Annotated in this window: 7 protein-coding genes; all 7 read right to left on the bottom strand. The window is 45.8% G+C overall.

The window, feature by feature from the left end; genetic code table 11:
- Window positions 1-119: 119 nt before the first annotated feature.
- Window positions 120-725, bottom strand: a complete 606-nt coding sequence (locus tag IDZ20_RS14800; protein ID WP_188152225.1) for a hypothetical protein — start codon at window positions 723-725, stop codon at window positions 120-122.
- Window positions 725-2,392, bottom strand: coding sequence for a hypothetical protein (locus IDZ20_RS14795; protein WP_188152224.1), 1,668 nt, complete (start codon window positions 2,390-2,392; stop codon window positions 725-727). The genes IDZ20_RS14800 and IDZ20_RS14795 overlap by 1 nt, the downstream gene beginning before the upstream one ends.
- Window positions 2,393-2,531: 139 nt before the next feature.
- Complete coding sequence (locus IDZ20_RS14790) at window positions 2,532-3,314, bottom strand: TlyA family RNA methyltransferase (RefSeq protein WP_188152223.1); 783 nt, start codon at window positions 3,312-3,314, stop codon at window positions 2,532-2,534.
- A 115-nt stretch (window positions 3,315-3,429) separates the two neighbouring features.
- Window positions 3,430-4,944, bottom strand: a complete 1,515-nt coding sequence (locus tag IDZ20_RS14785) for a tryptophan halogenase family protein (protein ID WP_188152222.1) — start codon at window positions 4,942-4,944, stop codon at window positions 3,430-3,432.
- 22 nt (window positions 4,945-4,966) lie between these two features.
- A complete protein-coding gene (locus IDZ20_RS14780; RefSeq protein ID WP_188152221.1) occupies window positions 4,967-6,574 on the bottom strand; it encodes a tryptophan 7-halogenase in 1,608 nt (535 codons plus the stop codon).
- Complete coding sequence (locus IDZ20_RS14775) at window positions 6,571-8,142, bottom strand: tryptophan halogenase family protein (RefSeq protein ID WP_188152220.1); 1,572 nt, start codon at window positions 8,140-8,142, stop codon at window positions 6,571-6,573. The genes IDZ20_RS14780 and IDZ20_RS14775 overlap by 4 nt, the downstream gene beginning before the upstream one ends.
- 183 nt (window positions 8,143-8,325) lie before the next feature.
- Window positions 8,326-11,781 (bottom strand): TonB-dependent receptor, encoded by a 3,456-nt coding sequence (locus tag IDZ20_RS14770; protein WP_188152219.1) that lies wholly within the window; start codon window positions 11,779-11,781, stop codon window positions 8,326-8,328.
- Between the last annotated feature and the right edge of the window lie 108 nt (window positions 11,782-11,889).

Raw genomic sequence — 11,889 nt, 5'->3', positions numbered from 1 at the left:
AGTTTAATCCGGCAATAATGCTGCATGCCCAGCCGTGTCGCGCATACAGCATTATTAATTTACTAAGCGAATTAATACATTAATTGCGAGTTTATCGATTTCAAATCCGACACGAGCAATTAGGGATTAATCGTTTCTGTTGCGGGCAAATATCGCATTGCAGTTTCGTTACCAACCGATTTCTCGTTGCTTGAATCGACAACGGTTGGTTTATTCTCCGCTTCGCTAGCGCCATCGCCAACAGTAAAAGCAACGCCAAGTACACGACTGGAAATTGCTGCCGCTGTCGCAGAATCCGCCGCCAATTCTGTTTCAAACAGTTCGGCAACAAATATCAGTGCGGGGCGACCCTGGTTTTGGCCTAAAAGTGTCAACCCCAACTCTGGGGATTGCTCAGATAAATCAAACAACCACTGTTGTGTTGAACCCTTTTCAGACGCGACTACCGAAAGGTCGGCAACGGAGTTCAGGCGCAAACGTAAATAACCCTGAGTTTGCGGCACGGAAAAAACGAGGTTTACCTTGGTGGCCACGCCAGCTTGAAGATAACTCACACTTTGTTCGGTGATTTGTATTTTTGCACCTGGTTTATGCGGCGCTAACTGATACGAATAGCTGGCTATAGGTAACAAGGCCGCAAAACAAATAAGAAATTTTACTGTGAGCTTAATTCGGCTCACAAGATTAACCACTGCTCGCCCTACTGCTGTAATCGTAATATTCATCAATTTAACTCCACTAGCAAGCTCATACACACCGCACCGCCGGTTGCCTCGTCGTCATCTATATTGGCGGCTTCAAATACTTCAATGATATGTTCACCTTCAGTAAGGGGGATTACACCGACTTCACGATTAAGCTCAACTGAACTTAGGTAACGGATTATTGCGCCTTGTTTCGATATCAATAAGTCTGGATCGGAATCGGTTAGGCCACTGACTCGGCTTAAAGTAAGTTTGTATTCTGCCGCGGCAGGAATATCTATACGCAATAACCGCATCACATCCAGCCCATTGTATTCACCGAAGGTTTTATTGGTACAAACTTCACTAGCCACGTTAAGGCTTAAGGAACGATAGATTGGTAAGGCGTCACTATCGCCACCATCGTTAGATTCGCCCTCACCGTAAATGCCTTTACCATATATCTGTTGCGATTCCAGCAAGGCATCAATTTCGGCGTCGATTACCGGCCCGGTCAATTGCTTCAAACTTTCTGCAAACACATAAATGCTGGTGAATGCTGAGGAATCGTAATAAAAATCGCTGGTGATCGACTGATATAGATAATAGGTTCCTAAGCTCAGGCTATCTGTACCTTCGTTGGTGGAGTCGAACATGTCATAAACCACCTCGGTAATTGCCAGCTCGTTAAACCAACCTTTGTTGCGATTAATGTTACTTTCTAGATTTATCGAAAAGCCGCGCGTTTGGCCTGGGCCGTAAGAGTCTTGATAAACACTAGTGCCAGCAAATAGGCCAGCAAATGCATTTGCATAACCTTCACCAAATGCAACGCGCATATCGAGAGAGTCCTGTAGCGAGTGGCTGCCGCCAATATTGTCTGAGCGTGAAATGGCCGCCTCTAAGTAGTGCTGAAATTCATGCAGTATCACAGTGCGGTCGTACTCGTCGGTATCACCACCGTCACTGCCTAGAATGTAAATGCGCGCGTTCTCTGGATAGTAGGCAGAGGTGCCAATCTCACCGAGCGTTAAATCGCCATCCACTGGAATATTATTTTCGCTCCAGCCCACTTCAAGCAACGGCATAGTGACCGTGGTATCAACACCGCGAATCAATGCCAAAGCTTCTTCGATACTATCTAAAATTGCGAAGGGGGCTGCGCTTCTTGGCGCGGTATACGCTTGTTCACCTGCATCCCACCCAGAGCTCGCATGGAGATTGCGCACACTGGCGCTGCTACCGCTATTTACCAAACTGCCCGCGAGGCCGTATAGCGCATAGGCGGCCGTGTTATCGACAATACGTAATTGCCAAATTGGCCCGTCGTACTCGGCAATCTCGGCCTGTGCGACGACGCGTACTACGGTATTTTCCGGGCTTGATAATTGATAGTTACCATTCACGTCGGTCACTGATCGGTCAACAATTTCACCACCTTGGTCTTCAAGAACCACGGTTATATTACGCGCAGGTCGCGCTTCTGCAGCGTCATAGTCAAGCGCTCCACTGGTGCTATGAGGAACATAGTCGTAGGTAATAGTGCCGCTGATCACAACATCGTTTACACGCGGTATCGGCGTTGGCGGTGCGGTGGGAATAGGGGTGTTGGTCGGTACGGCAGTGGGTTCAGCCGGCGGCGTGGTGCCATCGCCTGAACTACAACCAAAGCCAGCGATAGCAAGCAGGACAAGTGCGAAGGTTCTCAAAAAAGTCTCCCTACAGTTTAGAGCGATATAGCGACAGTGCACAACAAACTGTACGAGGCGACGATATCTAGAATTCATTTTATTCGGTGCTGCGTTTTATTTCCGCAGCGCTATAAATAAGTTAAGCAGATATTATGCGTTATTGTGACTCTTCTAGGCCGACATAGTTTGCAATAACTAAAAATTCTCGGTTTCCATCACCGCCACTAATCGGTGAGGGAATATAACCACAAATATTAAAACCTAAAGTAATAAGGCAATCGATCATCTTAGCTTTTACTTGTGGATAGAGCGCCGCGTCACGCACCACCCCTCCCTTACCGATATTGTCTTTGCCCACCTCAAATTGCGGCTTTACAAGACTTATAAGGGTTGCACCGGTCTTTAATAGCGGCGGCAAATTCGGCAAGATCAAATGCTGGGAAATAAAAGAGACATCCATTACGACTAGGTCGAACTTTTCATCAGCTTGCACAGGTAGGGTATCCACACTTAAGTGGCGGGCGTTATAGCCTTCAACACAGACTACCCGCTTATCGGTAACCATCTTTTGCGCTAACTGGCCGTGACCAACCTCTACACCAATTATTTTTGCGGCTCCGTATTGCAGAAGGCAATCCGTAAATCCGCCGGTGGACTGGCCCACGTCTAAGCAAAGATAACCACTAGGGTTCAAATCGCTGTGCTTTATAGCCGCCTCAAGCTTTAAACCCGCCCTTGATACAAAGCGCTGCTCTTCAGTAATCTCAACCCGCAACTCAATATGTTCGGGCAAACGCTCGGATGGCTTTTTGATCACTAACCAATTGCCGCCAAATAACTGCTCTACCGCACCGGCAACGATTAGTTTTTGTGCTTCGGTACGGGAGCGTGCCAAATCCCTCGTTACCAGCAGTTGATCAACCCGAATATCATTTTTCATTTCATATGTTTCACAGCAGAGATTCTGGTCGAATGGCGGTTGTTCGCCACTACACGCTGGTTATTAGTACTTCTCAGCAAAAAGATATTGCCCGTTTTTTCTCTAATCTTTCAGCTTACATAAGCTTTTCCGCGCGACAATACTTATCAATAAAATCCTTTTGTAACGGCATTTCTTTCGCGGAGTTCTCTATTACGTTACGAACGCTATTCACTCGATACTCAACCTCTTCCGGCGAGAGAGTATCGACAATTGGGTGGTAACCGCGCGGTTTAATGCCTTGTCCGTGAAAAACTGCCAACCAACTTGTTTCATTAAATAGCTCTTCATCTTGACGAATTATTCGGCCGCTACTTTCGTACAACGCTATTTTTCGCTTTAAAAATTCCGGCAGCTCTAGGTTGCGACAATAATCCCAAAACGGCGTGTCGTTTCGCTCTGTTGCTGCATAGTGCAGGACAATAAAATCACGTACCCGCTCCATCTCAATATCCGACAATCGATTAAAAGTATCGATTTCGGTTTCACTAAAGTCTTTGGTAGGGAAGAAACTGAACAAACGCGCAATTGTCGATTGGATTAAATGGATAGAGGTAGACTCCAACGGCTCTATAAAACCACTTGCCAAGCCGATAGCAACTACATTTTTATTCCAGTATTTTTTTCGTTTCCCAGTGGTGAATTTAATTGTGCGAGGCTCCGCTAGCGGCTCGCCGTCAAGGTTACTAAGCAGGATATTCGTCGCTTCATCTTCACTCATAAAGCGGCTACTAAATACATGACCATTACCAATACGATGCTGTAACGGTATTCGCCATTGCCAACCGGCTGGCCGAGCAATTGATTTTGTATAGGGAATTGGATCACCAGCGTTTTCACAAGGCACCGCAATCGCACGGTCACATGGCAGTAGGTCGCTCCAGTCTTCATAGCCTGTTTTTAAGGTTTGTTCGATTAATAAGCCACGGAAGCCAGAGCAGTCTATAAATAGATCGCCCTCTATCACCGTACCATTTTCCAACACAACAGACTCTACAAATCCGCTATCGGTATTTTGTTTTACTTCAACAATTCTTCCTTCTGTTCGCTTTACCCCGCGTTGCTCGGAGAATTCACGGAGATATTTTGCGTATAAGCCCGCATCGAAATGAAAAGCGTAATGGATATCTGCAAGTGGTGAGTTTGGCATATTCACCGACCGCATAAAGCGGCCCTGCTTAGCGGCAACGGCTGCTAACGAATAGGCTTCGATGTCCGGAGCTTTGCCTTTAAGCAATTGCTTTATCCAAAAGTGCTGGAACTCAACACCTTCCATATTGATTCCAAATGAACCAAATGGATGAATATAGCTATGCCCTAATCGTGTCCAGTCTACAAATTCAATTCCTAACTTAAACGTCGCTTGGGTTTTTTTTACGAAATCATCTTCATCAAGATCTAAAACTTTGTTGAACAATTGCATTTGCGGGATAGTCGCTTCGCCCACTCCGATGGTGGCAATAGCGTCGGACTCAACCAATTCAATTTCGCAAAAATTATTCTTAAGTAGTTTCGCGCATGCTGCTGCCGTCATCCAGCCTGCAGTACCGCCGCCTACAATTGTGATCTTTCGTATTCTGTTATCTGACATTGTGTTATTGACCAAGTTTTATTTATTTCGCTAAAGAAAGAACATATTGAGTATATTCATTTAGGCTAGGGAGTTGCGTTAGCATTTGCTGCATTTTCTGATTACCCATAACAAGCTGCTGTTTGATCTTATCAAAATCCAAGCGATCCAGTAGCGGGTCGTGATTTTCGATTGTGACGCCCAAGCCAATTAGCAAGGTCGCCCATTGGGATTCGGTAAGCAGGCTATCTTCGTAAAAAGCAACGCGGCCGCGAACCCGAAATAGATGTAAACGGTGGCGAACTTCGTCTACGTCCGACAAAGTCATGGTAGGTTTGTCTTCGCCACTTGAAATTAATTTTCGTCTATTTTCATTATCAGCCCCTGAAAACTTAGATCCCGAGCTAATCGCCAACAAAGCGTTCAATCGTCTAGCAGTAATAGCCATTTTCCTGTTGTATTCCGCAGCACAAATCTCATAGTCATCACTATTTGGAAAAAGATTTAGAAATAGTGTTAGTTGGCGCTGAATTAAATTAAAACTGGATATGTATGGCGGTACGAAACCAAATGCAGCTACGCCCATAACAATGTAACAATCGCGCCACAATTGATCTGTTTTCCGTGGCGCTGCGATATACGGCTGTGTTGCTGTGGTTAAGCTCTGCTGAAATCCGTCGGCGTAGCGTGTCGTAATTTTTGTGTTACCAAATTGCAGCGACGAACTACACGCGTGTTTAGACTGAGTTATTTCGCCGTAAACTAAAGCGCTTTCACTTGGCTCAGCAATGACTTCAACACTCGTGTAACGATAATCTTCCGCCCAAGAGTCATAATCAAATCGGCTTTCCGTATCGGACTTTTTATTATTCTCTTTTACTAATGGTTGATAACTGGTATCTATTACTAAATCAAATTCGCGCGTAATGCCATTTAGCGTTAGCGTAGCAGGTCGATTTGAGTCGGTCGCGCTAAGATCCGCGCCGTTTTCAGCGGGCATTAAGTTAATATTATTGGTTGAGGTAGCGCCCACTTCCGAATATTCAACAATAATATTGTCGGGTTTAGTTATTTTTCTACTAAGCGCCGTAACAATTTTTTTTAGATTCTCAATATACGCTGTTGCTTGATAGTTAAGTCCGTAATCTAACAAAGACATTAAGCTTCCCTGCTGCTGTGGCTGGCAAAACTTATTTTCTGCCGCAAGTTTCGCACTGAAGCAGAAGTCGTGATATTCGATGTGCTTATCGCTTACTTCTTCGCTTGTTATTCGCTTCCAGATATGCTGAAACTGGACACCACGAGCAGTGAAGCCATAGTCACCAAAGCACAGCCATTTATTTTTTCCGCGCGTTGATGAATCCGTATTATTAATTGTTAAGGTATTTCCCAGTGAAAATTGCGCCGCCCCACTCGCCAGTAACGCTTTATCGTCAACGCCGAGAAACCGCTGGAAGTCATCGTCTTCGGGAAAGCCTACAAACGGCGGGTACTGTGCATTTTTTGGCGCCGTATCGACGATAGTTATCCTAACAAGGTCTCGGTCGAGACTACGGATAAGACTGCGTACAACAGCCACGGCAGCAACCCATGTTTCGGCCGAATCACCGACAATTAATAGTTCCCGTCGACTTAACTTATTTTGGCTCATATTCGCGACTGACCATAAAGATTTCGATAAGCTTGCGGTGATGCGTCATTATGATTCGGCGCGCAATTACGTAGCAGCTCTTCGTTATTACTGGCCATCTTATCTAACGCATCTATTATTTGCTGTTTTAATTCTGCAGCGCGCTCAGCTAACTTAGGAAGATCAAAGCCGGCCACTCTGGGATCAACTTTTTCTGGTACAAGATGCTGGCCTGTATAAATAGCTAACCAGCTCGGAATAAGGAACAGCGCCTGCTGCTGTTCGATAATGTAACCGCGGCGCTTATAAAGGTCTATTTTCTCTTTAAGCTCTTGAGGAATACCCATTTGCCGGCAGTAGTCCCAGAAGGGAGAATCATCCCGCTCGGTAGCGTGATAATTTAACACTATAAAATCTCGTACCGATTCGTACTCTAGAAGCATAGCGCGATTAAACTCATCACTTAAACACGACTCGATATTTTTACTCGGAAACAATTCCAAAAGTTTAGTTATACCCTGCTGAATCAACTGGATACTCGTTGACTCTAACGGTTCTAGGAAACCGGAGCTTAAACCTATAGCTACACAGTTTTTAATCCAGCTTATTTTTCGGTGGCCCGCTTTAAACCGTAAAAAGTTTGGCTCAGCCAACAGCTCTCCATCTAGGTTCCGCTTTAATGTTCCAAAAGCTTCATCATCACTAATATGCTTGGAGCTATACACATATCCATTTCCGGTTCTGTGCTGCAAGGGTATACGCCACTGCCAACCCGCGGGCTGAGCTATCGCTTTGGTATAGGATAATAACTCTCCAGTTCGACTTGTCGGCACTGCTACCGCACGGTCACAGCTCAACCATTCGCTCCAATCGCAAAACTCGCTTTTGAACGTATCTCCGATTAGCAATGCGCGAAATCCTGTGCAATCTATATATAAATCTGCAGAGATATCCTCACCCGACGCTAACTTTAGGCTTTCGATAGAGCCATCTTCAGTTTGGATAATATGTTCAACCCTACCTTCGATTCGTTTTATTCCCTGAGCTTCGGTTCGACGGCGTAAATAGCGCGCATAGGCCGTTGCGTCTAGGTGGAACGCATAGGAAAAGGTCGACAATAATGAGCTCGGATCTCGCTCGGGGTAGGTGAATTTATTCGCGTAAGCCATTTGTGCTGGTAGTGAATAATCATCCAAGCTACCCGCTAACCCTTTCTCTTTAAGCGCTAACCAAAAATGATAGAACTCAATTCCGTCGACAGGAAAACCATAGTCACCAAAGGGATGTAGATACGCATCACCTATCCGCGCCCAATTGCAAAACTCAATACCGAGCTTATAGGTCGCGTTGGTCTCTCGAATAAACTCCGCCTCATCTATCCCTAAGGTTTGATTGAACTGACGTATCAAAGGAAGAGTTCCCTCACCAACACCGACAGTGCCAATCTCGTCGGACTCGACCAACACAATTTCACAGCGTGCTTTTTTATCGCTCGCAGTACCGACAAACTTCATTAATGCCGCGGCGGTCATCCAGCCTGCGGTCCCCCCACCAACGATGGCGATTTTTTGTATAGCTTGTGTTGCCATGTATGCCAGTATCTCAGTTTTCTTGGTTACAGATTAACGTCGATTAGAACGAATAATACAGTTTCACATCTATAATTGGATCAAACTAAATCCAATTTAACTAGTTTCGCAGGTAAAAACCCGCAGATAAAAAAAATGCGCGCCGATAAGGGCGCGCATTTAATTAGAGCGAAACGCTTGACTTTAGAAGTTCAAACGTACGATCAAAGAGTAACGACGATCGTTGGTGAACCATGAACGACCCTGTGTGTAACCATCTTCAGAAATTTGCATTTCGGTTTTAACCGTAGTGTTCAACAAATTCTGACCCTGGAAGCCAACGCGTAATTCATCAGTCACGTTATAGAATACAGACGCATCTAGATAACCAGCAGCAGCACTCCAAATTGGGCGATATGGATTAATTACATCACGCGCAGTAATCAAATAGCCTGAGCGCCAGTTATACGCCAAACGCGCATCCCAGTCATTCTTCTGCCAGAAAACAACCGCGTTAGCGGTATGACGAGACTGCGACTCCAACGGCAGACCTGTGTAGGCAATACCTTCGCGATCGCTTAGGTCTGCGTCTGACAAATCAACAGTTGCGTCACCCGCCAAATCTGGGTTGGGTACACTTTTAGCATCAATATAGGTGTAGTTCAACTGAGTGCCTAAACCGTCGAACGGCTCAGGCAATGAGTCGTAAGTCTGCTGATATGCCAACTCAAAGCCGGACATGCTACCGTCACCAGAGTTAACCACACCGTTTACGTTGACGGTTTCTGTCACACCGGTGGAAGGGTTAGTGATCGCACGAGGGAATGCCCCAGACACAAAGAAGTTGCTCAAGTCCTTATAGAAAACAGAAGCGGTCAAAGAACCTACATCAGCAAAGTACCACTCTAACGATGCATCGTATTGAATCGACTCCATTGGCTTAAGGAATGGGTTACCAGCACTCGCACTCCAACCCGTTGCCCATGTCGCCAATATCTGATCTTCTCGAATGGTATCTAATTGATCTGTAATCGTATTATCGTCCAATCGCGCAACAACTTGCTCAGGACTAATAGATACATAGTTTCGCAGTTTACCGATATCTGGAAGCGCCACAGCTTTAGACACTGCAAAACGGCCCATCAACTCATCCGTAAACTCGACCTTCAAATTAAGGCTAGGTAGAACATCATCGTATTTGTTAGTAGCTGTAGTTGTAACGTAAGCATTATTCGCAAACCCAGGCTCGTTTATACCACGATACTCTTCTGGAACAGATGCTGCATTGCCTTCCAACTCGTCAAAGTAACGATTGCGATCACCAACCGAGCCGCTATCATTAACAACCAAGTCAGGGAATTGAATTGAACCGGTGGACTCCAATTCGATTTGGAAATAACGCAAACCAACGTTACCGCTAATTCGCGCACCGGCAACTTCTGTTTCGAAATCCATGCGAATATAAGCAGCGGTGTTGGTCTCGCTAATGTCACTTAATTCGGATGGAAGGAAGTAGCCTGTGGTATCCGCTTTTCCGTCACCATCAAGATCGCGATCTTGAACTGGCTCCCAACCATCACGCTCGACGGCAGGCTTAGTTACATCAGCTAACAAAGAGCCCCATTCCAAATAGCGATTAGCTAACTCACTGCTAGGGTGAAGCACACGGTTGGGATTTTCACCAGGAACAGTGAAAGAGCCGTTACCACGGTTAAAACTACTCCAATCCACAGCTTCGTAGTAACCACTTAGAGACTCAGAAATAGGCAAGTCCAACCAAGCGGCGTTATAGCCATCTACATAGGGATTATCATCGCCTGTGTATTTACTACCGTGATCGTCGCCCCAGATTTCTGCAATTTGCTTCCAGTTATACTTACTGTAAGCCACTTCTTGGTCACGTGTTGACTGACGTAAACCACCTTTAAGAGATGTCACAAAGCCATCTTCAAAAAAGCGCGTAACGTCGACCCGAGCAGCATCTTCAACACCCACTGCTCGCTCATAGTGATCCATGGCGGCCTTCCACCAATAAGCCTGTGGATTTACAAAGTAATCTGACGCAGCCAATTCTTGCGCTTCAGCACCTAAATTCCCGAGGGTATCGGGCGGGGTGTAATCCCACGGATTAACCAACGCCATCGATGGAGTGCTACCGCCAAGACTGAAATCTTGCATGGCGACAGTACCCAACATGATTTCCATATCATCATCTTTGGTAGTCGCGTCAACGTGCTGATAATCAAGGATAACTTCCCAATCGTCATTCGGCGTGTACTTTAAATTAAAAGATGAATCAGCAACGACTGTGCGTTGATTCTTAACTCGTGAAGTCGTCTGGAAGCGGTGACCAAAGGTTTCAACGAGTTCCCCACCATCTGGGCCACACCCGTCAGGACGGGCTGGCTGCCCTTCATCATCTAGCTCCATCTCATAAGCGTTCCACTGAGCAGCAGGAAGCGTACATCGATTCACAGACGGGTAGAGCGAAGGATCATCACCAAAAGTAATTTCTGCATTCGTACCACTTGGAATTCTATTAGCGTCATTTACGCCCGCACGCCAACCCTGACCATTAGCCAAAATACCGTTAGAGAAAACACCTGAGTTATCGAACTGGAAGGTCGTGCCCTGAGCAGGCATAGTATCCAAGGTAAGGAGACGATTTTGAACAACGTCTCCTTGATAAGAAATCTTGCTTTCATTCCAAGACAACTTGGAATCAGACTTCAAGTAGGTAGCGGCCGCCTGCAAGGTATCTTCTGGGTTTGCCCACTGCAACGCGTAGGAATAACCGTTACGCTCACGATCATCTTCTTTCATGCTTACGTTAGAGCCGTTTGGCACTACTACATAGGCTTCACCCAATGCATAGCTGTCATCGAAGATTGAGCGATCACGAGTTTGGAAAATTTCAGACTGAATACCATCAGAACGGCTGTTCGATTTACCCTGAGCAAAGCTTACCAATAAACCCAGCTCGCCTAGATCGTCAAATTCCCAACGGTTGCTATACAAACCAGAATAGGTTGGCGACCAAGTTTCGTTCAGGTCAAAGTAAGTATTATCCATGGAGAAGGAAACAGTCTCACCATCACGGTCAAAGGGCAAACGCGTATACAGACTTACCGTTCCACCAATACCGCCTTCAATCATGTCGGCAGACTGGTTTTTATAAAGCTTAACAGAGCTCATAAGCTCTGGCGCAACATCTTGGAAGCTTAGACCGCGACCAGAGTTTGCAGTAAAGGAGTCACGACCGTTAAATTCAGTACGCGTCGCGGTCATACCACGAACTACTGCGCCCGAACCTTCAGCACTGAAGTGATCAGGGTCATTTTTAGCAGCAAAACGCTCAATTGACACACCCGGTAGACGCTGCATCGCTTCGAGTACAGAACGATCCGGAAGTGCACCAATGTCCGATGCTGAAATTGCATCAACAAATGTATCGGCTTCGCGCTTAATATCTTGGGCATTTTGCAGGCTCTGACGAGTACCCTGAACAATCACCTCTTCAACTGCGATGCCATCATATTCTTCATCTTCAACATCTTGAGCCAGCGCGCGCTGTGCCGCTAGTGCACCGGTCAATACGACCAAGGATGACGCAAGGGTAAATCCCGCTTTTGCGCCAAATTTATTGATTCCGATAGCCATAACTTACTCTCTTATAAATTATTTTTTGTTAATACAAGCCGTTCTGTAGAACACCAGCTATTAACCCAGACAACACACACCAAAACACGGAACCTCCCCCCTCTAGAG

The sequence above is a fragment of the Teredinibacter waterburyi genome (genome assembly GCF_001922985.1).
Taxonomy (GTDB): Bacteria; Pseudomonadota; Gammaproteobacteria; order Pseudomonadales; family Cellvibrionaceae; genus Teredinibacter; species Teredinibacter waterburyi.
The sequence above is the reverse complement of the archived record's forward strand: the minus strand, read 5'-3'. Positions and strand labels throughout refer to the sequence as shown.